Source organism: Streptomyces sp. NPDC102270 (assembly GCF_044766405.1).
Taxonomy (GTDB): Bacteria; Actinomycetota; Actinomycetes; order Streptomycetales; family Streptomycetaceae; genus Streptomyces.
In genome coordinates this window covers 1-24,652 of sequence record NZ_JBIWLX010000029.1, presented here as the reverse complement: position 1 = coordinate 24,652, position 24,652 = coordinate 1, and the positions used below count along the sequence as shown (strand labels likewise).

The following is a 24,652-nucleotide window of genomic DNA, read 5'->3' as shown; positions in this document are numbered from 1 at the left end:
GTAGGAGTAATTCGTACGACTGGACACGTGCACAGGTGTGGGCGCCGCCGCTGGATACAGTGCCGACATGAACAGCAGGACCGTCGCCTTCGACGAGCTGGACCGGAAGATCATCACCGCGCTGATGGCGAACGCGCGGACGTCCTTCGCGGAGATCGGTTCGGCGATCGGGCTGTCCTCCACGGCGGTGAAGCGGCGCGTGGACCGGCTGCGGGAGACCGGGGTGATCACCGGGTTCACGGCCACGGTGGAGCCGTCGGCGCTGGGCTGGCGTACGGAGGCGTACGTCGAGGTGTACTGCGAGGGCGCGGCCCCGCCGCGGCGGCTCGCGGAGGTGGTGCGCAACCATCCGGAGATCACCGCGGCGATGACGGTGACCGGGGGCGCGGACGCGCTGCTGCACGTGCGGGCGCGGGACGTGGAGCACTTCGAGGAGGTGCTGGAGCGCATCCGCGTGGAGCCGTTCATCCGGAAGACGATCAGTGTGATGGTGCTGTCCCACCTCATCCCGGAAAGCCCCGAGGCGGGGGCGAGCCAGCCTGCGCCGGAGGCGTAGCCGCTAAACGCACCAACCATGCGTTTCACCGGAAGAACACGCAGCGTTCCTGCACAGACACGCAATTCTTGTTGCTTGTCGGGCCTGCCGCCCGTTTTCTACCGTGGTGTCAACCCTCAGTCGACACCGCAGGAAGCGGAGGAACCCCTCTGTGTCCGACCCCCGTGTGCCGCGCCGGCGGCGATTCCTCGTCTGCGAACCCAGACACTTCGCCGTGCAGTACGCGATCAATCCCTGGATGCATCCCGACACCCATGTCGATGTGGACCTCGCGCAGGAGCAGTGGCGGACGCTGATCCGCGCCTACGAGGACCACGGTCACAGCGTCGACGCCATGGAACCGGTCCCCGGTCTCCCGGACATGGTCTTCGCGGCGAACTCGGCGGTCGTCGTCGGCGGCCGCGTCTTCGGCTCCCTCTTCCACGCGCCGCAGCGGCGCCCCGAGTCCACGCACTACGACCTGTGGTTCAAGAAGGCGGGCTACGAGGTCCGGCGCCCCGGGTCGGTCTGCGAGGGCGAGGGCGATCTCGTCTGGACGGGCCGGTACGTACTGGCCGGCACCGGGTTCCGCACGACCCGGGAGGCGCACCGCGAGGTCCAGGAGTTCTTCGGACACCCGGTGATCAGCCTGACGCTGGTGGACCCGCACTTCTACCACCTGGACACCGCGCTGTTCGTCCTCGACGACTCCGAGAGCGGCAACAACATCGTCTATTACCCGGAGGCCTTTTCGCCGGGCAGTCGCGCGGTACTCGCCCAGCTGTACCCGGACGCGGTGCTCGCGACCCGCGACGACGCGATGGCGTTCGGCCTGAACTCCGTGTCCGACGGCCGGCACGTCTTCATCGCCCCGCAGGCCGAGGCCCTCGCTCTGCGCCTCGACGACCACGGCTATGTCCCCGTCCCCGTCGACCTCTCCGAGCTCCACAAGGCCGGCGGCGGCATCAAGTGCTGCACCCAGGAGATCCGCTCATGACCGCACCCGTAGGCACGCGTTCCTCCGCCGATCTCATCAGCGCCGAGGAACCGGTCCTCGCGCACAACTACCACCCGCTGCCCGTGGTCGTCGCCCGGGCCGAGGGCAGCTGGGTCCAGGACGTGGAGGGCCGCCGCTACCTCGACATGCTGGCCGGGTACTCCGCCCTCAACTTCGGCCACCGCCACCCGGCGCTGATCGAGGCCGCGCACCGGCAGCTGGACCGCCTGACGCTGACCTCCCGGGCCTTCCACAACGACCGCCTCGCCGAGTTCGCGGAGCGCCTGGCCGAGCTGACGGGCCTGGAGATGGTGCTGCCGATGAACACCGGCGCGGAGGCGGTGGAGAGCGGCATCAAGGTGGCCCGCAAGTGGGCGTACGAGGTGAAGGGCGTCCCGGCCGACCGGGCGACGATCGTGGTGGCGGCGGAGAACTTCCACGGCCGTACGACGACGATCGTGTCGTTCTCCACCGACGAGACGGCGAGGGCGGGCTTCGGCCCCTTCACACCGGGCTTCCGGATCGTGCCGTACAACGACCTCGCGGCACTGGAGGAGGCGGTCGACGAGACGACGGCCGCGGTGCTCCTCGAACCCATCCAGGGCGAGGCGGGCGTGGTCATCCCGGACGACGGCTATCTGACCGGCGTCCGCGAGCTCACCCGGCGCAAGGGCTGCCTGTTCATCGCGGACGAGATCCAGTCGGGCCTCGGCCGCACGGGCCGCACCCTTGCCGTCGAGCACGAGGGGGTCGTCCCCGACGTCCTGCTCCTGGGCAAGGCGCTGGGCGGCGGCATCGTCCCGGTCTCCGCGGTGGTCGCCCGCCGGGATGTCCTCGGCGTTCTGCGCCCGGGCGAACACGGATCGACCTTCGGCGGCAACCCGCTGGCGGCGGCGGTGGGCACGGCGGTGGTCGAGCTCCTGGAGACGGGCGAGTTCCAGCGCCGGGCGGCCGAGTTGGGGGCGGTCCTGCGGGACGGTCTGGCGGACCTGGTCGGCAAGGGGGTCGTCGGCTTCCGCGCCCGGGGCCTGTGGGCCGGCGTGGACATCGACCCGTCCCTCGGCACGGGCCGCGAGGTGAGCAAGCTGCTGATGCACGAGGGCGTCCTGGTCAAGGACACCCACGGCTCGACGATCCGCTTGGCACCCCCGCTGACGATCACGGCGGAGGAACTGCGATCGGCACTGGGAGTGCTGGAAGGGGTACTGAGGCGGTAGGTTCACCCGCTTCTCCCCGGCCGCGCACTCCACCACACCGGGTGAAGATGTGACGAAGAGGTGATAGACCACTCTCAGCGACAGAGAGGTCGGCCGTGGGCGCTCAGGAGGAGCACGACACCGCGCGGCACCGGTTCGACGTGGCCGATGCCGCGCCCCTGCTGCTCGACGCCCACGGCACGGTGACCGGCTGGACCAGGGACGCGGAGCGCCTGCTGGACTACCCCGCCACCGAGGCCGTGGGACAGAGCGTCGCGGCCCTTCTCGCCCCCGAGGACGCCCGCCGGCTGCCGGAGATCACCGAGCGCTGCCGGACCGACGGCAGCTGGGCGGGACTGCTGACCGCCCTGCACAAACACGGCCGGCCGGTGCCGGTCATGGTCCGGATCACGGTGGCCGAGAACACCGACGACTCAGACCACTCGGAACGCTGGCTGGTCCTGCTGTCCGAGATGGCGCAGGCGCCCGGCTGGGACATGAGCCGCCGCGTCCTGGAACAGATGGTCACCCGGTCACCCATCGGCATCGCGATCGTGGACACGGACCTGCGCTGCGTGTGGTCCAACCCGGCGCTGGAGCAGTTCGGCAGCGCCCCGGCCCAGCGGCGCCTGGGGCTGCGGTTCGCGGAGATCCAGCCGGGTCTGGACGCCGAGGCGATAGAGGCGCAGATGCGGCGCGTGCTGGAGACCGGTGAGCCGATCGTGGAGTACGAGCACGTCGGCCGGGTGCGCTCGGCCCCGCACCGCGAGACCGCGCACACGATGTCGTTCACCCGGATCGACGACGACCGGGGTCACCCGATGGGCGTCTACTACACGGTCGTCGACATCACCGAGCGGCACCGGGCCCGGCAGCGCCTCGCCCTGCTGGACCGGGCCGGCGAGTACATCGGCCGCAGCCTGGACATCCGGCGCACCGCGCAGGAGCTGGCCGACGTGGCCGTACCGGCGCTCGCCGACTACCTGACCGTGGACCTGCTGGAGTCGGTCCTGCGGGGAGCGGAACCCACCGCGGACGTGACACTGCTGCGGGCCGGGCAGCAGTCGGTGAACGAGGGCGTCCCCGAGGCCGTCGTCGAGATCGGCGAGATGGCCGCCTACCGGCCCGGGTCGCCCCCACTGCGGTGTCTGGCCGAGGGCACGCCCTGGCGGGAGGAGCGCCTGGACCCGCTGGCCGCGGAGTGGGCGACCGGGATCCCGGGCGACCGCCGGGCCACCTTCCTGGAGCTGGGCCTGCACAGCGTGCTGGTCGTGCCGATCCGCGCGCGGGGGGCCACCCTGGGCGTCGCCACCTTCTTCCGCAGGCGCCGCCAGGAACCCTTCGACGAGGACGATCTGAACCTCGCCGAGGACCTCGTCTCCCGGGCCGCCGTCTGTGTGGACAACGCCTGGCGCTACACCCGTGAACGCGAGGCCGCGCTCGTCCTGCAGCGCAGTCTGCTCCCCCACCGGCTGCCCGAGCAGGACGCCGTGGAGGTGACCGCCTGCTACCGCCCGGCCGACGAGCTGACCGGCCTCGGCGGGGACTGGTACGACCTCATCCCGCTCTCCGGCGCACGGGTCGCCCTCGTGGTCGGCGAGGCGCCCGGGCACGGGATCGGCGCCGCAGCGGCGATGGGCCGGCTGCGGACCGCCGTACGGACGCTGGCGGCGCTGGATCTGCCGCCCGAGGAGGTGCTGGGCCATCTGGACGACCTGGTCGCCCGGGCGGCGAGCGAGGAGGGGGCGGGGCCGGAGACGGAGGACACCGACAGCGCCCGGGGCTCCGGATGCGTGTACGTCGTCTACGACCCGGTCGACGGGCAGTGCACGATGGCCGCCGCCGGTCATCCCGGGCCCGCCGTGATCCTTCCCGACGGCACGGTCGCCTTCGTGGACCTGCCGCAGGGGCCCTCGCTCGGCGTCGGCGGTCCGCCCTTCGAGTCGGTCGAGGTGGCCCTGGCCGAGGGCAGCACCCTGGCGCTGCACACCGACGGGCTGCTCGCCCGCGGCGAGGAGTGGGCCGTGGACGCGGGCCGCGACCGGCTGCGCCGGGCCCTGGAGAAGCCGGCGTCCTCGCTCGACCTGCGCTGCCGGTCCGTCGTCGACGCCCTGGCCCCCGACCGGCCGCACGACGACGTGGCCCTGCTCATGGCCCGCACCCGGCTGCTGGGCCCCGACCAGGTCGCGGACTGGGACGTGCCCGTCGACCCGGCCCGGGTCGCCGAGGCCCGCAAGACGGCGTCCCGGCAGCTGACGGAGTGGGGCCTGGAGGAGTTCGCCTTCACCACGGAGCTGGTCGTCAGCGAACTGGTCACCAACGCCATCCGGTACGCCGTCGGCCCGATCCGGCTCCAGCTGATCCGTGAGCGGTCCCTGATCTGCGAGGTGTTCGACAGCGGAGACACCGCGCCCCATCTGCGCCATCCGCGCACCACCGACGAGGGCGGCCGGGGACTGCTGCTGGTCTCCCAGTTCGCCCGGCGCTGGGGCACCCGGTTCGTACCCGAGGGAAAGATCATCTGGGCCGAGCAGTCCCTCGCGGATCCGCCGGACTGACCGCCGAACCCCGCATACCGTGGGAAAATAGGGCGATCCCGGCAGGGAGGCGGCAGCCATGAGCGACATACCCAGCGACACCGACTCCATCGACTACCCAGCCGTGTTCCAGGCCCTGCCCGGCATGGTCGCGCTGCTCACGCCCGACCTGGTGTACGCGGACGTCAACGAGGAGTTCCTGCGCACGACCGGGCGCCGGCGCGAACAGGTCGTGGGCCACTATCTCTTCGACGTCTTCCCGGACAACCCGAACGAACCCGCGTCGACCGGCATGCGCAATCTGGCCGCCTCCCTGCGCCGGGTGCTGGAGACCGGGGAGCGCGACTCCATGGCCCTGCAGCGCTACGATCTCGAGGCGCCGGACCGGCCGGGGACGTGGGAGGAGCGCTACTGGAGCCCCTGCAACGCGCCGGTGCTCGACACGGACGGCAAGGTCCGGCTGCTCGTGCACCGGGTCGAGGAGGTCACCGAGCTGATCCGGGCCCGCGGCGGCCCGAGCACCGGCCAGGACCGCGTCCTGGAGGCCGAGCTCTACACCCGCGCCCGTGAACTCCAGGAGGTCAACGACCGCTTGCGGCAGGCCCACGCCCGTGACCGCGAGGTCGCCCTCGCCCTTCAGGACGCCATGCTGCCCACCGGCAGGCAGACGTTGCACCACAGGGCCGCCGTGCGCTACCGGCCGGCGGTCGGCGCACTGCACGTGTGCGGGGACTGGTACGACCTGGTCGACCTGGTGGGCGGGCACCGCGTCGGGGTCTCGGTCGGTGACGTGGTGGGCCACGGTCTCGCGGCCGCCGGGGTGATGGGCCAGCTGCGCAGCGCCCTGAGCGCCGCCTCCCGGGTCGCCGAGGGCCCCGGTCAGGCCCTGGACGTGCTGGGCCGCTACGCACATGTCGTCGACGGTGCCGAGTCGGCCACGGCGGTCACCACCTTCATCGACCTCGACCACCGCACCATCACCTACAGCAGCGCGGGGCACCCGCCGCCGATGCTGGTGCACCCCGACGGCCGGGTGGAATGCCTGGACAGGGCGACCGACCCGCCGCTCGACGCCCGACCCGACCCGATCCGACGGCCGCAGGCCACGACGACCTTCACCAGCGGCGCCACGCTCGCGCTGTACACCGACGGCCTGGTGGAGCGGCGCCGCGAGGACATCGACACGGGCCTCGCCCGGCTCGCCGACTCCCTCGCCCGGCACCGCGAGGACGACCCCGAGGCGCTCGCCGACGCGGTCCTGCTGGAGCTGCTCCCGCCCGGCGGCGCCACGGACGACACGGCGTTGGTGATCGTACGGCTGTGAACAGGCCAAGGTCCGGTGAGACCTCTCCTCGTCCTGTTCCGGGCGTCGCCGCCTGCGCCTACACTGACAGCCCCGCCTCACGCCGGTTGACCAGCCAGAACGCGGAGTTGAGCCGTCCGCCCGACCGAGGAGCGCCCCCTCTTGTTCTACTACCTGCTCAAATACGTGCTGTTGGGGCCGTTGCTGAGACTGGTCTTCCGACCCCGAATAGAAGGTCTGGAGCACATCCCGGAGTCGGGTGCGGCCATCGTCGCCGGGAACCACCTGTCCTTCTCCGACCACTTCCTGATGCCCGCGGTGCTCAAGCGGCGCATCACCTTCCTGGCGAAGGCCGAGTACTTCACCGGCCCGGGCGTCAAGGGCCGGCTGACCGCCTTCTTCTTCCGCAGCGCCGGGCAGATCCCGGTCGACCGCTCCGGCAAGGAAGCGGGTCAGGCCGCCATCCGCGAGGGTCTCGGCGTGCTGAGCAAGGACGAACTGCTCGGCATCTACCCGGAGGGCACCCGCTCCCACGACGGCCGTCTCTACAAGGGCAAGGTCGGCGTCGCGGTGATGGCGCTCAAGGCGCAGGTTCCGGTCATCCCCTGCGCGATGATCGGCACCTTCGAGGCCCAGCCGCCCGGCAAGGTCATCCCCAACATCCATCCTGTGGTGATCCGCTTCGGCAAGCCGCTGGACTTCTCCCGCTACGCCGGGATGGAGAACGAGAAGGCGATCCTGCGGGCCATCACCGACGAGATCATGTACGCCATCCTGAAGCTGTCCGGCCAGGAGTACGTCGACCAGTACGCGGCCGTGGTGAAGGCCGAGGAGACCGCCGCGGCCAAGGAGCGCAAGTTCCCGCGGCTGCCGTTGGGTTGAGGTCTGCCGTCGGCAGAACCCCCTGGAGGACGCGGGGGTGAGCGCCGTACGGTCGCCGCATGACACGACGTGCTGTGGTGGTCGGAGCGACGGGACAGATCGGGCGGGCGGCCGTGGGCGCGCTGGCCCGGGACGGCTGGGAGGTGACGGCCGTCTCCCGGGGCGGCGGACGGGACGAGAGCTGGCCCGCCGAGGTGCGTACCGCGCGGGCCGACCGGGCCGACGAGGCCGCGCTGGCCGCCGCGGTGGGCGAGGGCTGCGAGGTCCTGGTGGACATGGTCGCCTACGGCCCCGCGCACGCACGGCAGTTGGTGTCGCTGGCCGACCGTGTGGGCTCGGCCGTGGTGATCTCCAGCGTGTCGGTGTACGAGGACGACAAGGGCCGGGGCTTCGACACCCAGGAGGAGCCGGACGGCTTCCCGGAGTACCCGGTGCCCCTGACCGAGGACCAGCGGACCGTCACGCCGGGCGACACCTCGTACAGCACCCGCAAGGCGGGGCTCGAGCGTGAACTCCTCGCGGCCGGGGAGCGGTTGCCCACCACGCTGCTGCGGGCCGGCGCGATCCACGGACCGCACTGCCGGACACCGCGCGAGCTCTACTTCGTCAAACGCAACCTGGACGGCCGGACCCGGCGCGTTCTGCCCTTCGGCGGGAAGAGCCGCTTCCATACCGCGAGCGTCCACAACATCGCGGAGCTGATCCGGCTCGCGGCCGAGAAGCCGGGCACCCGGGCTCTGAACGCGGTCGATCCGGACGCCCCTACGGTCGCGGAGATCGCCGCCGCGATCGACACCGTCATGGGCGTGGAGACCGGGACGGTCCTGCTGGACGGGCCGCCGCCGTCGCCGGCCGTGGGCGACACCCCGTGGTCGGTGCCGGTTCCGGTCGTCTGCGACATGTCCGCCGCGGAACGGGAGTTGGGCTACCGGGCCGTGGTGCGGTACGCGGACCGGCTGCCTCAGACCGTCACCTGGATCGAGGCGCACCTGGCCGGGCGGGACTGGCGGGAGGCGTTCCCGAGGATGTTCCAGACCTACGGCGACCTGTTCGACTACGCGGCGGAGGACGCGTATCTCGACTCGCTCGGCGCATGAGAACCGGCCCATGAGAACCGGCCCATGAGAAAAGGCGCATGAGAAAAGGCGGCCGGTGACTCCGGCCGCCTTGTCCGGTGGTGCGTATGTGCTACGGCTTGGGCGTGGCGTGCGGCGCGCACGTCACGTCGGTCTTGTCCAGCTTGCCGGTGAGCAGGTAGGCGTCCACCCGCGGGTTGATGCACGGGTTGACCAGGCCGGTCACACCGTGCGAGCCCGCGTCCTTCTCGGTGATCAGACGGGAGCCCTTGAAGCGCTTGTGCAGTTCGACGCCGCCGTCGTACGGGGTGGCCGCGTCACGCTCGGACTGCACGATCAGTACGCCGGGCAGACCCTTGCCGGTCCTGACGTTCACCGGGGTCTGCTGCTTGACCGGCCAGGTGGCGCAGGGCAGGTTCAGCCAGGCGTTGGCCCAGGTCATGAACGGGTACTTCTTGTGGAGCGCGGTGTTGTCGCGGTCCCACTTCTTCCAGCTCGTAGGCCACTTGGCGTCGGTGCACTCGACGGCCGTGTAGACGGCGGTGCCGTTCTCCGAGGAGATGTTGCCCGCGGTGTCGGTGAGGTCCGGGGCGGCCGCGTCGACGAGCGCCTGGGTGTCGCCGGCGACGTACTTGCTGAACACCGTCGCGACCGGCACCCACGAGGAGTCGTAGTACGGGGCGCTCTGGAAGAAGCCGATCAGCTCGGCCGGGCCGACGACCCCGCCGATGGGGTTCTTCTTGGCGGTGGCCCGCAGTTCGAGCCACTTCGCCTCGACCGCGGCCCGGGTGGTGCCGAGGTGGAAGGCGGCGTCGTTGGCGGCGACCCAGTCCTCCCAGTCCTTCCAGCGGCCCTCGAAGGCGATGTCCTGATCGAGGTTGGCCTCGTACCAGACCTTCTCCTTCGACGGGTTGACGACGCTGTCGACGACCATGCGGCGGACGTGGCCCGGGAACATCGTGCCGTAGACGGCGCCGATGTAGGTGCCGTAGGAGACGCCCAGGTAGTTGAGCTTCTTCTCGCCCAGCGCGGCACGGATGACGTCCAGGTCGCGCACGGTGTTGGGCGTGGTCATCTGCTGGAGCATCGCCTTGCCGGTGCGCTCGGCGCAGCCCTCGGCGTACTCACGGGCCAGCTTGCGCTGGGCGCGCTTGTCGGCCTCGGAGTCCGGCACCGGGTCGGCCTTGGGCGCCTTCACGAACTCCTGCGGGTCCATGCAGGAGATGGGCGCGGAGTGGCCGACGCCGCGCGGGTCGAAGCCCACGAAGTCGTACGCCTTGGCCGCGTTGGCCCAGATCGGGTTCTTGTTGGTGACACGGAGCGGGAAGCGCATGCCCGAGCCACCGGGTCCGCCCGGGTTGTAGACGAGGGCCCCCTGGCGCTCCGCCGTGGTGCCGGTGTTGCCGATGTGGTCGACGGCGAGCTTGATCTGCTTGCCGTTCGGCTTGGCGTAGTCCAGCGGCACGCTGACCCAGCCGCACTGGACCGGCTTGGCGATCCCCCAGTCGGCGGGGCAGTCCGCCCAGTCGATACCGGCCTTCGCGGCGCGGGCGGCGGCGATCGCAGTGCCGACGGCCTCCCGGTTCTGTCCGTGCCGGGCCGTCGTGTCGGACGTGTTGGCGCCGGACGCGGGTGCCGCGACGGCACCGGATATCAGTGTGGCCGTGATGAGCACGCCGGCCGAACCGAGTGCCGTCGTGCGCCACTTCGGTCTCGTCTCCCTCAAGAGGGATCCCTCCCCGTACGTCGTTGCGAATTCGTACGGGGATCCTCGTCGTTGTGAAGTCGCTGTGAACAGGGTTTGCCGGGCTTCTTTGCCAATCCGATAAACGGAAGATGCTGTTCGCTCGGCGGACTAGGGAGCGAGCGTCACCAGCGCCGCGTCCAGCACCCGGCGCAGCAGCAGGGCGTCCGGGGCCACGGCGGTGACGAGCGCGGCGGGTCCGGCGAGCGGCACGACGGCGGCGCCCTCGCCGAGCACCTGCGCCGGCACCGGCTGGTCGGCGAACTCCGGCCGTACGACGAGGAGCTGACCGACCGCCCGGTGCCCCGCGAGCACGGCCGGGCCGTCCCAGCCGCCGGGCGCTCCCGGGCCGCAGGACAGCTCCTGCTCGAGCACGGTCCGGCCCGCGACGCGCAGCACGAGCCGGCTGCTGAGCCGCCCGGGCTCCTCCCCCACCCGCCCGAGGACCTGCTCCTCCCGCAGCACGAGCCGGCCTGTCGCCGCGAGGTCGATCCGCGTGGTGACGTACAGGTCACTGCCGCCCGCGGAGATCAACTGCTCGGGCAGCCAGCGCAGTTCGCCGCCGTCGGCGACGGTGAGCCGTACGTCGTAGCGGGCCTCGCCCTTGGTCTGGCCCGGCAGGGCGATGGTGGCGGCGGCCGATCCGACACGCAGCCGGGCGCCTTGCTGGATATCGGCCGTCACGGTGAAGCGGTCGCCGCCGAGAGGCCCGCTCATCGCGCCGACGAGCATGACCCGCGTCTCGGTGCCGCTCCCCCGGGTCCGCCGCAGCGCCAGCGGCCCGTCGCTCTCCAGTACGGGCAGGGCCGTGCCGCCGCGGCCGTCGTCCCGCGCGACCATCCGCGCGGTGGCCCGCACCCCGGTCACGGCCGCGGTCATGCCGTCCACGCGGCGAGCCGCGCCCGCACCCAGTCGGCGACGGCCGTGACGCCCGCCTCGCCGCGCAGGGACTGGAAGACGACGGGCAGTTCGGCGCGCTGGGCCTTGGCGTCGGCGGCCATCCGCGCGAGGTCGGAGCCGACGTACGGGGCCAGGTCGGTCTTGTTGACGATGAGCAGGTCGGCGGTGGTGACGCCGGGGCCGCCCTTCCTGGGGATGTCGTCTCCTCCGGCCACGTCGATGACGAAGATCTGGGCGTCGACCAGGCCCTTGGAGAAGGTGGCGGTGAGGTTGTCGCCGCCGCTCTCCACCAGGATGAGGTCGAGGGGTCCGACCTCGTCCTCCAGGTCCTCGACGGCCTCCAGGTTGGCGGAGATGTCGTCCCTGATCGCGGTGTGCGGACAGGCACCGGTCTCCACCGCGGTGATCCGCTCCGGGGGCAGCACGGCTTCCCTGAGCAGGAACTCGGCGTCCTCGCGGGTGTAGATGTCGTTGGTGACGACGGCGAGGGACAACTCGTCGCGCAGGGCCCGGCAGAGGGCGGCGACGGTGGCGGTCTTGCCGGAGCCGACGGGGCCGCCCAAGCCGATACGCAGGGCTCGGTGGGAGCCGTCGGGACGGTGGGCGTCGGCGCTGAGGGCGGCCGGCGTGTCGTGGTCGTGGTCGAGATGCATCTACGGCTCCTGGGGGGAAGGGGGTTCGTGGTCGAGTGCGGTCCGTGGGGGCTGGTCGCGCAGTTCCCCGCGCCCCTAAGTAGGTTGCCGGGGCCCTCTTATGACGCGAACAGGCGTACTGCCCATGCCGCGTGTACCTCCGCTCCGATTTCCAGCAGCGGCGCCGACGCCGACGGCAATGCGTCGACTCCCTCGTCGGTAACCCTCCGCGCTGCCTCCAGCGCCCTATCTGCGACCCGGTCCAACTCCGGTGCCAACCGGGCGAGTACGGCCGTGGCGTCAAAGGGGTCGAGGCTCAGCAGCCGGACCGTCGCACTGGAAGGCCCGCTCACGCTCTCGTACACCGCGCAGTACGCCGCGTCCACGGCCTCAAGGCCCGCCGCACGTGCCGCCAGCCCCAGGACAACGGGCTGGTGGGCACCCTTGGGGAACTCCCGTGCCATCGCGTCGAGTTCGGACGACGGCCAGGTCGCCCGGGCCGCCCGCATCAGCTGCCGCCCCAGTTTCCGCGCGGCGGCCCGCAGAGCGGGCGACGGCGTGCGGGCGTCCGCCGCCGCGTCCAACTCCCGCGGGTCCGCACCGAGTACGGCCGCCGCGGCCAGCGCCGCCGACACCAGCCCCGTCGTGTGCAGCCGGCCCCGGCAGAAGGACTCCAGGCTCTCCGCCCCGGTGATCCGCCCCGCCTTGACGGCCGCCTCGGCCCCGCCGGAGTGTGCGTGGCCCCCGGCGGGGAAGCGGCCGTCGGCCAGGACGAGCAGCGCAGCCCTGGACATCAGAAGAGGAAGTAACGCTGGGCCATGGGCAGTTCGGCCGCCGGTGTGGCCTCCACCAGCTCCCCGTCGATGTGCACGGCAAAGCTGTCGGGGTCCACCCGTACGTCGGGCCGCGCGTCGTTCTCCCGCATGTCGGCCTTGGTGACCCCGCGCGTCGACTCGATGGCCACGAACCGCTTCCCGAGCTGGAGCCGCTCCGGAAGCCCGTCGTCTATGGCGAGCGGCGCCACGAAGTTGAAGGAGTTCGAGGCGGGGGCCCGTCCGATCGCCCCGTACATCGGCCGGGGAAGGATCGGCTGCGGGGTCGGGATGGACGCGTTCGCGTCGCCCATCTGCGCGTAGGCGATCTGGCCGCCCTTGATCACGAGGTGCGGCTTGACCCCGAAGAACGCGGGCTCCCACAGCACCAGGTCGGCCAGCTTGCCCGTCTCCACCGATCCCACCTCGTGCGCGAGGCCCTGAGCGACGGCGGGGTTGATCGTGTACTTGGCGACATAGCGCCGTACACGGTGGTTGTCCGCCCGGCCGTCGCCCGGCAGGGCGCCCCGGCGTCGCTTCATGACGTGGGCGGTCTGCCAGGTCCGCATGATGACCTCGCCCACGCGCCCCATGGCCTGGGCGTCGGAGGAGATGATCGAGATGGCGCCCAGGTCGTGCAGGATGTCCTCGGCGCCGATGGTCGTGGGGCGGATGCGGGACTCGGCGAAGGCGAGGTCCTCCGGCACCGCCGCGTTGAGGTGGTGGCACACCATCAGCATGTCGAGGTGTTCCTCGGCGGTGTTGACGGTGAAGGGCCGGGTCGGGTTGGTGGAGCTCGGCAGCACGTGCGGCTGGGAGACCACGGTCATGATGTCCGGCGCGTGCCCGCCGCCCGCGCCCTCGGTGTGGTAGGCGTGGATGCCCCGCCCGGCGATCGCGGCGAGCGTGTCGCCGACGAAACCGGCCTCGTTGAGGGTGTCCGTGTGGATGGCGACCTGGACGCCGGTCCGGTCGGCGACGGTCAGCGAGGCGTCGATGACGGCGGGCGTCGAGCCCCAGTCCTCGTGCAGCTTCAGGCCGAGCGCGCCGCCGCGGATCTGCGACAGCATCGCCTCGTGGGAGACGGTGTTGCCCTTGCCGAGGAAGCCGATGTTGAGCGGGTACTGCTCCATCGCCTCCAGCATCCGGGCGAGGTGCCAGGGGCCAGGGGTGACGGTGGTGGCCTTGGAGCCCTCGGCGGGGCCCGTGCCGCCACCGACCAGGGTGGTCACGCCGGCCGCCAGCGCCTCGTCGGCGATCTGCGGGCAGATGAAGTGAACGTGCGCGTCGACGCCGCCGGCGGTCAGGATCCTGCCGTTGCCCGCGATGATCTCCGTCTCGGGGCCGATCACCAAGTCGGGGTGGACCCCGTCCATCGTGTCGGGGTTGCCCGCCTTGCCGATCCCGGTGATCCGGCCGTCGCGGATGCCGACGTCGGCCTTGACCACGCCCCAGTGGTCGACGACGACCGCACCCGTGATGACCGTGTCCGGGGTGCCTTCCGCACGGGTGACACGCGACTGGCCCATCGACTCGCGAATGACCTTGCCGCCGCCGAACACGGCCTCGTCACCGGCGAGTCCGGGACCGCCGGAACGATCCTCCTCGACCTCGATCAGCAGATCGGTGTCGGCGAGCCGGATACGGTCGCCCGTGGTCGGGCCGAACAGGTCCGCGTACGCGGCACGAGAGATCTCAGGCATCGAGGGCACCTCCGGTCTCCCCGCGCAGACCCGGCACCACGCGGGCGCCGCTGAGCGGGACGAGTTCCACGTCGACCGGGATGCCGGGCTCGAAGCGCACGGCGGTGCCGGCGGCGACGTTCAGCCGCTTGCCGCGGGCCGCGGCCCGGTCGAACTCCAGGCCGGGGTTGGCCTCGGCGAAGTGGTAGTGGGAGCCGACCTGGACGGGCCGGTCGGCGGCGTTGAGGACGGTCAGCCGGGTGACCTCGCGGCCCTCGTTGTAGGCGATCGGCCCGTCGGCGAAGAGGATCTCTCCGGGAATCATCGGTGCCCCTAGACGATCGGGTCGTGGACGGTGACGAGCTTGGTGCCGTCCGGGAAGGTCGCCTCGACCTGGACGTCGTGGATCATCTCGGGGATGCCCTCCATGACGTCGTCACGGGACAGCAACGTCCGCCCGGAGGCCATGAGTTCGGCGACGGTACGGCCGTCACGCGCGCCTTCGAGGATGTGTGACGTGATGAGGGCGACCGCCTCGGGGTGGTTGAGCCTGAGCCCGCGGGCCCGGCGCTTCTCGGCCACGTCGGCCGCCACGTGGATGAGCAGCCTCTCTTGCTCGTGCGGGGTCAGTTGCACGTCCCACCTCACAGTCCTCGCTCCGGACCGTGCGGGGCCCGGTTGCCTCAGCCCCGGGGCAAAGTCCCTGGTGGCGTGGATCCGCAGGCTAATTGGATCCGGTTTCAGGCACGTTAACCGAGCTGTGATCCATCAGCGCGTGTCGGCTTCGTCCCGCATGCTCATCAGCGCCCGCAGACCGTCGCTCAGTACCTCGGCGGGCGCCGGTCCGAACAGGGCCTGCTGCGCGAGGAAGCCCATCGCGGTCGCCATCATGGTGCGGGCCACGTGCTCCGGGGGGACGTCCGAGCGGATCGTCCCGGCGTCCTGGTACGCCCCGACGATCCGCGTCCAGGTCTCGCGCACGGCGCCGTAGCCCTCACGCAGAAGGGCCGCGAGCTCCTCGTTGCGGAGGGTCTCGGTCCACACCTGGACGACCAGCCGCGGGAACGCCGGCCGCCCGTCCACGGTCAGGGACTCCTTGGCGGCGAGGACGCGGCCGAGCACGGACGCCACCAGGACGTCCGGAGGCGGGGGCGGGCTGCTGCGGGCCGCCTCCTCGAAACCCTCGTGAACCTGGCCGAGCACTTCCCCGACGATCGCGCCGATCAGCTCCTCCTTGCCGCTGAAGTAGCGGTACACGGCCCCGGCCGAGAGATCGGCCTCCTTCAGGACGTCCTGCATCGACGTGGCATGGAAGCCGTTGCGGGCGAAGCAGACCGCCGCGCCGTCGAGGATCTGCCGGCGCCGGGCGTCGAGGTGGGCCTGGGATACACGAGCCATGCCCCTCAACGTAGAACGAACATTCCTTCTTGACAAGGCGAGGGGACGGCGGGACGGTGGGAGCAATCCCAAAACGAACGATCCTTCTTTTTGGAGACTCTCATGTCCACCCGCCGTCTGCTCGGGGTCGTCGTCCTCGTGCCGCTGCTCGCCGCCCTGGCTCTGTGGGCGTTCGCCTGGCCCGTCGCCCGTACCGCCCCTCGCGACCTGCCGCTCGGCGTGGCCGGCCCGGCCACCGCGACCGCGCAGGTGGAGAAACAACTCCGGCAGCACGCGGGCGCCTTCGAGATCCACCACTACGCCGACGAGCGGGCCGCACGGGCGGCGGTCGAGGACCGGACCGTATACGGCGCCGTCGTCGCCACCGCACAGGGCCCCGAGCTCCTCACCGCGTCGGCCGCGAGCCCGGTCGTGGCCCAGCTCCTCCAGCAGGCCGTGACCCGGCAGGCCGCGGCGAGCGGCGCCGAGGTGACGACCGTCGACGTCGTCCCGACGCCGGCGTCCGACCCGAGGGGCGCGGCCCTGAGCTCGTCCGTGCTGCCGCTGGCACTGAGCGGGATCGTCGCGGGCGCGGTCGTCACCCTGCTCGGACTGCGCGGCGTACGCGCCGTGACCGCGCTGGTCCTCAGTGCCGCCCTGGTGGGCGTCGTCGCGGCCGCCCTGGCCCACAGCTGGCTCGGCGCGCTCACCGGGAACTGGTGGGCGGAGGCGGGGACGCTGGGCCTGGCGACGCTGGCGGTGAGCGCGGCCGTGGCGGGACTCGCCGCCCTGGTCGGCCCCGCGGGGATCGGCGCCGTCGGGTTCCTGGTGATGTTCCTCGGCAACCCGTTCTCCGGTGCCGCCTCGGCCCCCCACCTGCTGCCCGAGCCGGTGGGCACGATCGGCCAGTGGCTGCCGCCGGGGGCGAGCGCGACCCTGCTGCGCTCGGTGTCGTTCTTCGACGGCGCGGCGGCGACCGGTCCGGTCCTGACGCTCACCTGGTGGGCCGCGCTGGGCCTGGGTGCCGTGGTGCTGGGCAACGCGCTGACGCCGCGGACGAAGAACACCACGCCCGCCACCGGCGAACCTGACCTCGCCACCATCGGCTGACCGGACCCGCCGCCCAGCTGATGCACCGCAAGCGGGCCCCGCGGGCGGCGTGGCACCCACCGGCGAGCACCAAACTTGCCCGCGTCGGCCGCCCCATGCCCCGATGGTGTGCCGCGAGAACAACGCGCTGACGGCACACACGAAGAAACACCCCGCCCGCCACCTGCGAACCTGACCTCGCCACCATCGGCTGACCGGGCTCGGCGCCCAGTGTCACCGGCGGTGTGTCGCGCGGGAAACGCGCCGCGGACGAAGAACACCACGCCCGCCACCGGCGAACCTGAACTCGCCACCCATCGGCTGACCGGACCCGCCGCCCAGCTGATGCACCGCAAGCGGCGTGGCACCCACCGGCGACCGCCAAACTTGCCCGCGTCGGCCGCCCGGACCTGCCGCCCCATGCCCCGATGGTGTACCGCGACCGGGACGCACCGACGGCGCGGGCGAAGAACGGCGCGGCACCCACTGGCGAGCGTCGACTCGTCCCGCTCGGCTGGCCGAACCGCTCCCCCCCGCGCCCCCACGGCCGGCGACATCCGTGTCTCTAGGAGGCGCCGGGCCCCCGGTGGTGTGCCGCGATGCCGAAGCGCTGCTGTTCGCGAGGAGCGGACGCGACCTCCCGCACGGCGGAGACCGCACTGATCACCGGCGCCTCGACGGGCTCCTGCGACTCCTCCAGCCGTTCGAGGTCGGCGGCCGAGACCAGGGCGACCAGCGGCTTTCCGTGCCGTGTGACGACGACGCGCTCACCGCCGTACACCACCCGGTTGATCAGGTCGGCGAGTTCAGCCCTGGCTTGCGTCACCGGAATCTCATACGCCATACCCCCATCATAACGTCACGTACGTCCTGTACATTTTTTACAGACAGCCTGCCGCGAGGAGGGGTACGCGATGACCCGACCCACCGCACGTCACGTCCTGCCCGAGTTCCATGAGCGCACGAGCTACGGGCACACGACGATGGATCCGTACTCGAAGCTGCTGGAGGAGCGGATCGTCTTCCTCGGGACGCCGATCGACGACACCTCGGCGAACGATCTGATGGCGCAGTTCATGTACCTCGAGTACCAGGCCCCCGACCGGGACATCTCGCTGTACATCAACTCCCCCGGCGGCTCGTTCGGCGCGATGTCGGCGATCTACGACACGATGCAGTACGTCAGTTGTGACGTGGAGACGACATGCCTCGGGCAGGCCGGCTCCTCCGCGGCGGTGCTGCTGGCGGCGGGCACGCCGGGCAAGCGGTCCGTCCTGCCGGGCGCCCGGGTGGTGATCCACCAGCCCGCGCTGAGCGAGCCGGTGCAGGGGCAGGCCGGCGATCTGGCCATCCAGGCCGACGAGTTGGTCCGGGTGCGGGGCCGCCTGGAGGAGATGCTGGTCCGGCACACCGGGCGCAGCCCCGAGCAGGTGAGCGCGGACATCGAGCGCGACAAGGTCCTGGACGCGCGGGGCGCCGTTGACTACGGCCTGGCGGACGCGATCGTCCCGAGCCGTAGGCCCTCCCGCACCGCACCGGGAGCGAGGTGAGCCGTCGATGGTGCCGGACCTTCCACCGCTGCCCGCGCTCACGCGCGCCGAGGGCGAGCTGATCGACCGTTATCTCGACGTGGTGGACCTGCTGGGCCGGATCAACCCGGCCCGGCGCGAGGACACCTACGGCGGACTGCGCGCAGCGCAGGCGCTGGTGAGCAGGGCGACCGAGCTGCGCGACGCGCTCGTGCTGATGCACAGCAGGGGTGAGCGCGAACTGCACGCCGCGACGCTGGCGCGGGCGCTGCGGGTCCTGGACGGCGAGCGGCGTACGGCCCGGGTCACCGTGCCTCCGGAGCCCGACAGTTGACGAGGCGTCCGGAGCTGAGTCGAAACGGACCAAACGACGTACCCCCTATTGGAGGAGGCGCGGCTCCTTTTTTACGAGCGTCGCGGTTGCACAACGCGCCTGGTTCGGTACCGGAATGAGGCCCTTCCGTGCTGGTCCGGGGGCCCGTGGCCCCCTCGACACCCCTTCCTTCGAAGGGGTGTTCACCCAAACGGGTGAGTGGTGAGTAACACCACAAATCAACGGTTCCGTTGGGCTTTTCGCACTTCCGTGCGCCAAGATCCCTGTCTGACGACAAGCCCCCGCCGCAGTGGCGGGGCGATCCGGGCGGACGCCGAGTCCTGCCGCCGCCCGGATGACCGGTCGACAGAAGTGGATCGGCAGGAGTGGAGGACCCAAGCACGACGGGTCGCCGGAACGGTCACGCCATGACCGCGCCGAGTGTCCCTTGGGGTGAAGCCGCGTGAGCGGCCGGGCAACTTCGCCAGCCCGAATCCGACAGGTCATCCTTCACAGGCGGCTGACGAAGGGTTGCGCATGACTGCGCTCAATCGTGTCCCGTCGCTGATGGTCCGGGCCGGTACGGCCTCGGCCTTCGCCATCGCCGCCGTGGGCGGCTCCGTCGTGGTCCCGGGCCTCGCGCCCGACGCCGCGGCCGCGACACCTGCGACGAAGGCACTCAAGGTAGCGGCCTCCAAGAAGGGCTCGCCGTACAAGTACGGCGCCACAGGGCCCCGCCGCTTCGACTGCTCAGGGCTCACGCTGTACTCGTTCAAGAAGGCGGGCAAGAAGCTCCCGCGCACGGCGGCCCAGCAGTACAACAAGACCCGCCACATCGGCGTGGGCAGCCGCAAGGCCGGCGACCTGGTGTTCTTCCACTCGGGTTCGAACGTGTACCACGTCGGCATCTACGCCGGGAAGGGAAAGATCTGGCACGCCCCGAAGACCGGGGACGTGGTGCGACTGCAGAAGATCTGGACGAAGAGCGTCTGGTACGGCCGGGTCAAGTGACCCCGAGGGGGCGGCGGCGACCTGACCTCCCGCCGCCCCCTCGGGCTTCCGCAGCGCAGGACTGCACAGCGCTCCCGACGCCTCCGCCGGCGAAGCGCCAGATGGTCAGGCCGCGAGCAGCGGCTCGGCCAGGAGCATCACGCCGAGAACCGTCAACGCGCCTCCGGTGACCCCCGCGACGGCCCGGGCCGCCCGCGGTCGGCGCAGCCACCGCCCCAGCCGGTCCACGAGCACGGCCACCGCCGGGAACCACACCAGCGCGAGAGCGACCACGATCAGCGCGAGCAGCAGCGTCCGGGGCAGCGTGGAGTTCCCCTGGGGGACGAACTGCGGCAGCAGGCTGAGGAAGGTGATGGGGACCTTGGGGTTGAGCGCGTTGGTGACGAACCCCTGGCGCAGGGGGCGTACCGCCGCACCGGCCTCGACGACGGTCTCCGTGCGGGTCCGCCGCAGCTCCAGCAGGGTCCGTACACCCAGGTACAGCACATAACCCCCGCCCAGCAGTTGAAGCGCCCGGAACAGCGCGGGCACGGCCGTGAGCACCGCGGCGACCCCGGCCACCGCGAGTGCCGTGTGGACCAGGAGCCCGCCCACGACGCCGAGTGCGCAGGCGACCCCGGCCCGGCGGGAGACCAGGGCGTTGCGTACGACGACGGTGAAGTCGGCGCCCGGCATGGTGACCATGCCGGCGGCGATCCCGGTGAAGGCCACGATCTGTCCGTTCATGCGGACCAGCCTGCCGCGCCAGAGCCTTCAGCAGGTATGTCGAATAACGTGGGTCTCCCTTAAGCACTCCTTTAGGCAGGCCTCGCCATGTACGATCCGGTCCGGCTCGCCGCCCTGGTCGCCGTCGCGGAGGCGGGCTCGATCACCCGGGCCGCCGAGCGCCTCGGCTACACCCCGCCCGCTCTCTCCCAGCAGCTGGCCAAGCTGGAGCGGGAGGCGGGTACCGCTCTTCTCGTACGGCATCACCGCGGCGCGCGGCTCACCGGTGCGGGCGAGTTGCTGGTGGCGCGGGCCAGGCGGGTGCTGGACGAGCTGGACCGGGCCCGGCACGAACTCGCCCGGCTGACCGGCCTGTCGGGCGGCACGCTCAGGCTGGGCACCTTCCAGACGGCGGGCATTGAGCTGCTGCCGCCGGTGCTGAGCACGTTCCGCCGGGCGTACCCGGACGTGGAGCTGTCGGTCGCCTTCCACGAACCCATGGCTGGGATCACCGCGGTGGCGGCCGGTGAGATCGACCTGGCGCTGACGCACGCCTATGAGCCGGGCGAGCCCCCCGCCCTCCCGGCCACCCTGAGCGCGGAGCCGCTGCTGACCGAGGAGCTGGTCCTCGTGACAGCGCCCGGGCATGCCCTGGCGGGCGGCTCGACGCGGCTGCCGCTGGCGGAGCTCGCCGGTGAGCCGCTGATCAGCATGGCGCCGGATCATCCGGCCCGGCGGGAGGTGGAGGCGGTGCTGGCCCGGATCGGGACCACACCGTCGGTGCTGGTGGCGACCCCGGGATACGCCCTGGTGGGCGCGCTGGCCAGCGCGGGGCTGGGGGTCGGGGTGGTGCCGGAGATGGTGGCTCGGACGGCGGCCACTCCCGTGGGCACGCGGCTGCTGGAGGCCGGCGCGTTGCGCCGTACGATCTCGGTCGTCCACCGGACCGGCGAGGCGGCACCCGCGGCGGACGCCTTCCGGGCGCTGCTGCGGGGAGCGTTCGGCCGCGCGCGGCCGGTATGAGCTCTCCTACGGCTCCTGCTGCCCCGCCGCCGTGACCGGCTGCACCGGAACTGTCCACGGGAGTTCGATGGAGACGGTCTTGCCGCCTTCCCGGGTGGGCCGGACTCTCAGCTTGCCGCCGTACTCGGCGGCGAGCCAGCGGATGATCACCATCCCCCGCCCGTTGTCCTGCTGGACCGCGGCCGGCAGCCGCTTGGGGAAACGGGGATGGCTGTCGGTGACCCCGATGCGCAGTTGTTCGTCACGGTCCAGCTCGATGTCCACCGTGAAGGTGGGTGACTGCCCGAAGGTGTGCTGTACGGCGTTGGTGGTGAGTTCGGAGACGATGAGCCGGACGGTCTCGGCGGCGTCCGTGGTGGGCGGCAGCCCCCACTCCGCCAGTGTGCTCAGGACATAGGTGCGGGCCGCGGAGACCGAGGCGGGTTCGCTCGGCAGAGTGACGGATGCTTCCAGGTGGTCTGCCATGGCGACGTCGTCCCTTTCCCACGGGACCGGAGTCCGACACGGTGCGGATGGTTCGAGTACGGTCCCGGACTGGTGGTTCATCGTCAGAGTGCCATCACCGCGGCTGTGACGGATGCCGATCCACCAAGATGTGCATATATCTGTCGCTCGAAGCGGTGAACTCTGCCACGCGAGACCGTATTCGGGCGGCTCGTAGGGAGTAAGGAGTAGCGCCATGCAGCACGGCCCCGCGGTGCGCCGGCGGAAACTGGGCGCCGAACTGCGTGCGCTGCGCGCGAGTGCGGGGCTCACCAGCGGTGAGGCCGCCCGGCTCGTGGGCTGGCACCAGTCGAAGGTGAGCCGCATCGAGACCGGTGCCAGCGGGGTGAAACCGGCCGATGTGCGGTTACTTCTCGACGCCTACCGCGTGGGGGACGCGAATCTGCGGGAGCTGCTGATGGTATTGGCGGGCTCCGAGGAGAGCGGCGGCCGGCACCACTGGTGGCACGCGTACCGGGGTGTCCTGCCGCCGACGTACCGGGACTTCATCAGTCTGGAGGCCCAGGCGAGCGCGATGCGCACGCTGGAGACCTCGGTCGTGCCCGGGCTGCTCCAGACGCCCGAGTACGCCCGCGCCGTGACCCGGGCCGCGGTGGACGGCCTCGACGACGAACGTCTCGACGCACTGGTCAAGGTGCGGCTGGCCCGGCAGGACATCCTTCGCGCGCAGCCGCCTCTGGAGTTGAGCGCCGTCCTGGACGAGGCGGTGCTACGGCGGGAGGTCGGCGGCCCCGAGGTGATGGCCCGGCAGCTGAGGAGACTCCTGGAGGCGGCACGGCTGCCCCAAGTGCGGCTGCAGGTACTGCCGTTCACTGCCGGGGCGCATGTGGGTATCACCGGGCCTTTCGTAATCTTCTCATTTTCGCGCACTTCTGATCTGGACGTGGTTGTTCTCGACCACTTGACGAGTAGCCTCTACCTCGAGCGGAAAGAAGACCTCCAGGCCTACACCGAGGCCTTCAACACCCTTCAGTCCCACGCCCTATCGCCCGAGGAGTCGTTGGATTACCTCGCCGGGATGGGTGACGGCGCGTAAGGAGGCACCATGTCCGCACTGCCTCGGAACGTAACCACTACGGAACTGCCCGAAGTGCGCTGGCTGCGCAGCAGCTACAGCACCGGGGCGAACAACTGCGTCGAGACGGCGAGGCCGTCGGCCGGGCCCTGTGCCGGGCTGCTCGCCGTACGCGACTCCAAGAACCCGGACGGACCCGCGCTGCTCTTCTCCCCCGAGAGCTGGGCGGGCTTCACAGCCGCGTTCTGACCGTCAGTCCAGCGGGAGCACGGCCGTGTCACGCCGACTCATGGTCGTGTTTCGCCGATCACCCGCACAGCGCGTTCGATCTGCTCCTCGGAGAGGTCCGCGCGGGCGGTCAGCCTGAGCCGTGAGATGCCGTCGGGCACGGACGGGGGCCGGAAGCAGCCCACGAAGAGCCCGGCGGCACGGCAGTCGGCCGCCCACTGAACGGCCTCCTCCGGGGAGGGCGCGCGCACCGAGATCACCGCGGCGTCCGGACGAACCGCTTCCAGACCCGCGGCGGTCAGGCGTGCGTGCAGTCCGGTCGCCACCTCGCGCGCGCGTGCGGCCCGCTCGGGCTCACGGCCGAGCAGCCGCAGGGCAGCGAGGGCGGCTCCCGCCGACGCGGGGGCCAGACCGGTGTCGAAGATGAACGTCCGTGCCGCGTTGACCAGGTGTGCGACGACCCGTGCGGGGCCGAGGACGGCGCCGCCCTGGCTGCCGAGCGACTTGGACAGCGTGACCGTGACGACCACGTCGTCGGCGCCCGCGAGTCCCGCCGCCTGCGGGGCGCCGCGGCCGCCGGCCCCGAGCACACCCAGGCCGTGGGCGTCGTCGACGACCAGGCCCGCGCCGTGCTCCCGGCATGCCTCGGCGAGGCCGGCCAGGGGCGCCGCGTCGCCGTCGACCGAGAAGACCGTGTCGGACACGGCGATGGCCGGGCCGTCGTGCGTGCCGAGCGCCTTGCGGACCGCGGCCGGGTCGGCGTGCGCGACGACCTGGGTCGTGCCGCGGGCCAGCCGGCAGCCGTCGATGAGCGAGGCGTGGTTGCCCGCGTCGGAGACGATCAGCGAGCCGTGCGGCGCGAGCGCGGTGACGGCGGCCAGGTTCGCGGCGTATCCGGAGGAGAAGACGAGCGCGGCCTCGAAGCCGCAGAAGTCGGCCAGTTCGCGTTCGAGTTCGGTGTGCAGCTCGGTGGTGCCGGTGACGAGCCGGGACCCGGTGGCACCGCCGCCCCAGGTCCGCGCCGCCGCCGCGGCCCCTTCCACGACCTCGGGATGGCGGGCCAGGCCCAGGTAGTCGTTGCTCGCGAGATCGAGCAGCGGCGAGTCGGCCGGACGCGGCCGCAGGGTCCGTACGAGTCCGGCCCGCCGGCGCGCCGCCGCCTGCTCGTCGATCCAGCCGAACGCCATGGGTCCTCCGGGGCTTTTGTAGACAACGGACAGACCCTAGCGGCAGCAATCGCTCCCTACGGTGTGGCAATACCCACACGTCACAGCGGGTGTGTTGTGCGATCCCCACCTTGGCCCGGAGCGGGTCCGTGCGACAGGATCGGCTCTCATGGACCTGTTGAACACGCTGGTGGACAAGGGGCTTCGGCGCGAGCTGCCGACCCGCGAGGAGGCGCTGGCCGTGCTGGCCACCTCCGACGACGACCTGCTCGACGTGGTGGCCGCGGCCGGAAAGGTGCGCCGGCACTGGTTCGGGCGCCGGGTGAAACTCAACTATCTCGTCAACCTGAAGTCCGGGCTGTGCCCCGAGGACTGCTCGTACTGCTCCCAGCGCCT

General features: G+C 71.6%; 26 protein-coding genes, 1 pseudogene and 1 riboswitch. Of the genes and pseudogenes, 15 read left to right on the top strand and 12 right to left on the bottom strand.

Annotation, left to right across the window (positions count from 1 at the left end):
* The first annotated feature begins 67 nt into the window (after positions 1-67).
* From ACIRP7_RS41275 to ACIRP7_RS41245, 7 genes are all read left to right on the top strand, one after another.
* The gene (locus ACIRP7_RS41275) at positions 68-556 is read left to right on the top strand and encodes an Lrp/AsnC family transcriptional regulator (protein ID WP_393600924.1); all 489 of its coding nucleotides are present in this window, start codon (positions 68-70) and stop codon (positions 554-556) included.
* 151 nt (positions 557-707) lie between these two features.
* On the top strand, positions 708-1,532 hold the full coding sequence (gene ddaH / locus ACIRP7_RS41270; protein WP_403670820.1) for a dimethylargininase: 825 nt from the start codon (positions 708-710) through the stop codon (positions 1,530-1,532).
* On the top strand, positions 1,529-2,749 hold the full coding sequence (rocD, locus tag ACIRP7_RS41265; RefSeq protein ID WP_403670817.1) for an ornithine--oxo-acid transaminase: 1,221 nt from the start codon (positions 1,529-1,531) through the stop codon (positions 2,747-2,749). Before ddaH ends, rocD begins: the two co-directional genes overlap by 4 nt.
* A 95-nt stretch (positions 2,750-2,844) precedes the next feature.
* Positions 2,845-5,286, top strand: coding sequence for a SpoIIE family protein phosphatase (locus ACIRP7_RS41260; protein WP_403670814.1), 2,442 nt, complete (start codon positions 2,845-2,847; stop codon positions 5,284-5,286).
* Between the two features lie 58 nt (positions 5,287-5,344).
* Positions 5,345-6,589, top strand: coding sequence for a PP2C family protein-serine/threonine phosphatase (locus ACIRP7_RS41255; protein ID WP_403670811.1), 1,245 nt, complete (start codon positions 5,345-5,347; stop codon positions 6,587-6,589).
* Positions 6,590-6,730: 141 nt separating this feature from the next.
* Entirely contained in the window at positions 6,731-7,450 is a 720-nt protein-coding gene (locus ACIRP7_RS41250) for a lysophospholipid acyltransferase family protein (protein WP_403670808.1), read from the top strand.
* A 74-nt stretch (positions 7,451-7,524) separates the two neighbouring features.
* Entirely contained in the window at positions 7,525-8,547 is a 1,023-nt protein-coding gene (locus tag ACIRP7_RS41245; protein WP_403670898.1) for an NAD-dependent epimerase/dehydratase family protein, read from the top strand.
* Between the two features lie 91 nt (positions 8,548-8,638).
* Here ACIRP7_RS41245 and ACIRP7_RS41240 read toward each other — a convergent pair whose 3' ends face one another.
* The 8 genes from ACIRP7_RS41240 to ACIRP7_RS41205 all read right to left on the bottom strand — a co-directional run bounded on the left by ACIRP7_RS41240 (position 8,639) and on the right by ACIRP7_RS41205 (position 15,694).
* On the bottom strand, positions 8,639-10,252 hold the full coding sequence (locus tag ACIRP7_RS41240) for an alpha/beta hydrolase (protein ID WP_403670806.1): 1,614 nt from the start codon (positions 10,250-10,252) through the stop codon (positions 8,639-8,641).
* Between the two features lie 129 nt (positions 10,253-10,381).
* Positions 10,382-11,149 (bottom strand): urease accessory protein UreD, encoded by a 768-nt coding sequence (locus tag ACIRP7_RS41235; RefSeq protein WP_403670803.1) that lies wholly within the window; start codon positions 11,147-11,149, stop codon positions 10,382-10,384.
* Positions 11,146-11,823: an urease accessory protein UreG gene (ureG, locus tag ACIRP7_RS41230; RefSeq protein WP_403670801.1), complete on the bottom strand. Its 678-nt coding sequence runs from the start codon at positions 11,821-11,823 to the stop codon at positions 11,146-11,148. Before ureG ends, ACIRP7_RS41235 begins: the two co-directional genes overlap by 4 nt.
* Before the next feature lie 98 nt (positions 11,824-11,921).
* Positions 11,922-12,596, bottom strand: a complete 675-nt coding sequence (locus ACIRP7_RS41225) for an urease accessory protein UreF (RefSeq protein ID WP_403670798.1) — start codon at positions 12,594-12,596, stop codon at positions 11,922-11,924.
* Positions 12,596-14,317 (bottom strand): urease subunit alpha, encoded by a 1,722-nt coding sequence (locus ACIRP7_RS41220; protein ID WP_403670795.1) that lies wholly within the window; start codon positions 14,315-14,317, stop codon positions 12,596-12,598. Before ACIRP7_RS41220 ends, ACIRP7_RS41225 begins: the two co-directional genes overlap by 1 nt.
* On the bottom strand, positions 14,310-14,621 hold the full coding sequence (locus ACIRP7_RS41215; RefSeq protein WP_403670792.1) for an urease subunit beta: 312 nt from the start codon (positions 14,619-14,621) through the stop codon (positions 14,310-14,312). Before ACIRP7_RS41215 ends, ACIRP7_RS41220 begins: the two co-directional genes overlap by 8 nt.
* 8 nt (positions 14,622-14,629) lie before the next feature.
* On the bottom strand, positions 14,630-14,932 hold the full coding sequence (locus ACIRP7_RS41210) for an urease subunit gamma (protein ID WP_037710300.1): 303 nt from the start codon (positions 14,930-14,932) through the stop codon (positions 14,630-14,632).
* A 132-nt stretch (positions 14,933-15,064) separates the two neighbouring features.
* Entirely contained in the window at positions 15,065-15,694 is a 630-nt protein-coding gene (locus ACIRP7_RS41205; protein ID WP_403670789.1) for a TetR/AcrR family transcriptional regulator, read from the bottom strand.
* Positions 15,695-15,796: 102 nt separating this feature from the next.
* Here ACIRP7_RS41205 and ACIRP7_RS41200 point away from each other — a divergent pair, with 102 nt between their 5' ends.
* Positions 15,797-16,783 carry an ABC transporter permease gene (locus ACIRP7_RS41200; protein WP_403670787.1) on the top strand — a complete coding sequence of 329 codons (987 nt, stop codon included), beginning with the start codon at positions 15,797-15,799 and terminating at the stop codon, positions 16,781-16,783.
* A 544-nt stretch (positions 16,784-17,327) separates the two neighbouring features.
* On the opposite strand, the gene ACIRP7_RS41195 is transcribed toward ACIRP7_RS41200, so the two are convergent.
* Positions 17,328-17,606: a type II toxin-antitoxin system Phd/YefM family antitoxin gene (locus ACIRP7_RS41195; protein WP_403670784.1), complete on the bottom strand. Its 279-nt coding sequence runs from the start codon at positions 17,604-17,606 to the stop codon at positions 17,328-17,330.
* 70 nt (positions 17,607-17,676) lie between these two features.
* Here ACIRP7_RS41195 and ACIRP7_RS41190 point away from each other — a divergent pair, with 70 nt between their 5' ends.
* From ACIRP7_RS41190 to ACIRP7_RS41180, 3 genes are all read left to right on the top strand, one after another.
* Complete coding sequence (locus tag ACIRP7_RS41190; RefSeq protein ID WP_403670781.1) at positions 17,677-18,312, top strand: ATP-dependent Clp protease proteolytic subunit; 636 nt, start codon at positions 17,677-17,679, stop codon at positions 18,310-18,312.
* Positions 18,313-18,319: 7 nt separating this feature from the next.
* Positions 18,320-18,625: a hypothetical protein gene (locus ACIRP7_RS41185; protein WP_403670779.1), complete on the top strand. Its 306-nt coding sequence runs from the start codon at positions 18,320-18,322 to the stop codon at positions 18,623-18,625.
* 301 nt (positions 18,626-18,926) lie between these two features.
* Positions 18,927-19,138: riboswitch (cyclic di-AMP (ydaO/yuaA leader) on the top strand.
* Positions 19,139-19,141: 3 nt separating this feature from the next.
* Entirely contained in the window at positions 19,142-19,615 is a 474-nt protein-coding gene (locus tag ACIRP7_RS41180) for a C40 family peptidase (RefSeq protein WP_352386985.1), read from the top strand.
* 105 nt (positions 19,616-19,720) lie between these two features.
* Here ACIRP7_RS41180 and ACIRP7_RS41175 read toward each other — a convergent pair whose 3' ends face one another.
* A complete protein-coding gene (locus ACIRP7_RS41175) occupies positions 19,721-20,341 on the bottom strand; it encodes a LysE family translocator (RefSeq protein ID WP_403670776.1) in 621 nt (206 codons plus the stop codon).
* An 87-nt stretch (positions 20,342-20,428) separates the two neighbouring features.
* Between ACIRP7_RS41175 and ACIRP7_RS41170 the strand changes: the two genes are divergently transcribed.
* Positions 20,429-21,343, top strand: coding sequence for a LysR family transcriptional regulator (locus ACIRP7_RS41170; protein ID WP_403670774.1), 915 nt, complete (start codon positions 20,429-20,431; stop codon positions 21,341-21,343).
* 6 nt (positions 21,344-21,349) lie between these two features.
* On the opposite strand, the gene ACIRP7_RS41165 is transcribed toward ACIRP7_RS41170, so the two are convergent.
* Complete coding sequence (locus tag ACIRP7_RS41165) at positions 21,350-21,808, bottom strand: ATP-binding protein (RefSeq protein WP_403670772.1); 459 nt, start codon at positions 21,806-21,808, stop codon at positions 21,350-21,352.
* Between the two features lie 214 nt (positions 21,809-22,022).
* Here ACIRP7_RS41165 and ACIRP7_RS41160 point away from each other — a divergent pair, with 214 nt between their 5' ends.
* Positions 22,023-22,883 (top strand): helix-turn-helix domain-containing protein, encoded by an 861-nt coding sequence (locus ACIRP7_RS41160; RefSeq protein WP_403670769.1) that lies wholly within the window; start codon positions 22,023-22,025, stop codon positions 22,881-22,883.
* A gap of 9 nt (positions 22,884-22,892) precedes the next feature.
* Positions 22,893-23,111, top strand: a complete 219-nt coding sequence (locus tag ACIRP7_RS41155) for a DUF397 domain-containing protein (RefSeq protein WP_403670766.1) — start codon at positions 22,893-22,895, stop codon at positions 23,109-23,111.
* Positions 23,112-23,149: 38 nt separating this feature from the next.
* On the opposite strand, the gene ACIRP7_RS41150 is transcribed toward ACIRP7_RS41155, so the two are convergent.
* Positions 23,150-24,277, bottom strand: a complete 1,128-nt coding sequence (locus ACIRP7_RS41150; RefSeq protein WP_403670763.1) for an 8-amino-7-oxononanoate synthase — start codon at positions 24,275-24,277, stop codon at positions 23,150-23,152.
* A 148-nt stretch (positions 24,278-24,425) separates the two neighbouring features.
* Here ACIRP7_RS41150 and ACIRP7_RS41145 point away from each other — a divergent pair.
* Positions 24,426-24,652 (top strand): annotated as a pseudogene (locus tag ACIRP7_RS41145) (biotin synthase BioB); the annotation flags it as partial.

Coding starts and splice junctions, on each gene's coding strand:
- ACIRP7_RS41275 (WP_393600924.1), top strand. CDS start 68: ATGAACAGCAGGACCGTCGCCTTCGACGAGCTGGACCGGAAGATCATC.
- rocD (WP_403670817.1), top strand. CDS start 1,529: ATGACCGCACCCGTAGGCACGCGTTCCTCCGCCGATCTCATCAGCGCC.
- ACIRP7_RS41255 (WP_403670811.1), top strand. CDS start 5,345: ATGAGCGACATACCCAGCGACACCGACTCCATCGACTACCCAGCCGTG.
- ACIRP7_RS41235 (WP_403670803.1), bottom strand. CDS start 11,149: ATGACCGCGGCCGTGACCGGGGTGCGGGCCACCGCGCGGATGGTCGCG.
- ureG (WP_403670801.1), bottom strand. CDS start 11,823: ATGCATCTCGACCACGACCACGACACGCCGGCCGCCCTCAGCGCCGAC.
- ACIRP7_RS41225 (WP_403670798.1), bottom strand. CDS start 12,596: ATGTCCAGGGCTGCGCTGCTCGTCCTGGCCGACGGCCGCTTCCCCGCC.
- ACIRP7_RS41220 (WP_403670795.1), bottom strand. CDS start 14,317: ATGCCTGAGATCTCTCGTGCCGCGTACGCGGACCTGTTCGGCCCGACC.
- ACIRP7_RS41215 (WP_403670792.1), bottom strand. CDS start 14,621: ATGATTCCCGGAGAGATCCTCTTCGCCGACGGGCCGATCGCCTACAAC.
- ACIRP7_RS41205 (WP_403670789.1), bottom strand. CDS start 15,694: ATGGCTCGTGTATCCCAGGCCCACCTCGACGCCCGGCGCCGGCAGATC.
- ACIRP7_RS41200 (WP_403670787.1), top strand. CDS start 15,797: ATGTCCACCCGCCGTCTGCTCGGGGTCGTCGTCCTCGTGCCGCTGCTC.
- ACIRP7_RS41195 (WP_403670784.1), bottom strand. CDS start 17,606: ATGGCGTATGAGATTCCGGTGACGCAAGCCAGGGCTGAACTCGCCGAC.
- ACIRP7_RS41190 (WP_403670781.1), top strand. CDS start 17,677: ATGACCCGACCCACCGCACGTCACGTCCTGCCCGAGTTCCATGAGCGC.
- ACIRP7_RS41185 (WP_403670779.1), top strand. CDS start 18,320: ATGGTGCCGGACCTTCCACCGCTGCCCGCGCTCACGCGCGCCGAGGGC.
- ACIRP7_RS41180 (WP_352386985.1), top strand. CDS start 19,142: ATGACTGCGCTCAATCGTGTCCCGTCGCTGATGGTCCGGGCCGGTACG.
- ACIRP7_RS41175 (WP_403670776.1), bottom strand. CDS start 20,341: ATGAACGGACAGATCGTGGCCTTCACCGGGATCGCCGCCGGCATGGTC.
- ACIRP7_RS41170 (WP_403670774.1), top strand. CDS start 20,429: ATGTACGATCCGGTCCGGCTCGCCGCCCTGGTCGCCGTCGCGGAGGCG.
- ACIRP7_RS41165 (WP_403670772.1), bottom strand. CDS start 21,808: ATGGCAGACCACCTGGAAGCATCCGTCACTCTGCCGAGCGAACCCGCC.
- ACIRP7_RS41160 (WP_403670769.1), top strand. CDS start 22,023: ATGCAGCACGGCCCCGCGGTGCGCCGGCGGAAACTGGGCGCCGAACTG.
- ACIRP7_RS41155 (WP_403670766.1), top strand. CDS start 22,893: ATGTCCGCACTGCCTCGGAACGTAACCACTACGGAACTGCCCGAAGTG.
- ACIRP7_RS41150 (WP_403670763.1), bottom strand. CDS start 24,277: ATGGCGTTCGGCTGGATCGACGAGCAGGCGGCGGCGCGCCGGCGGGCC.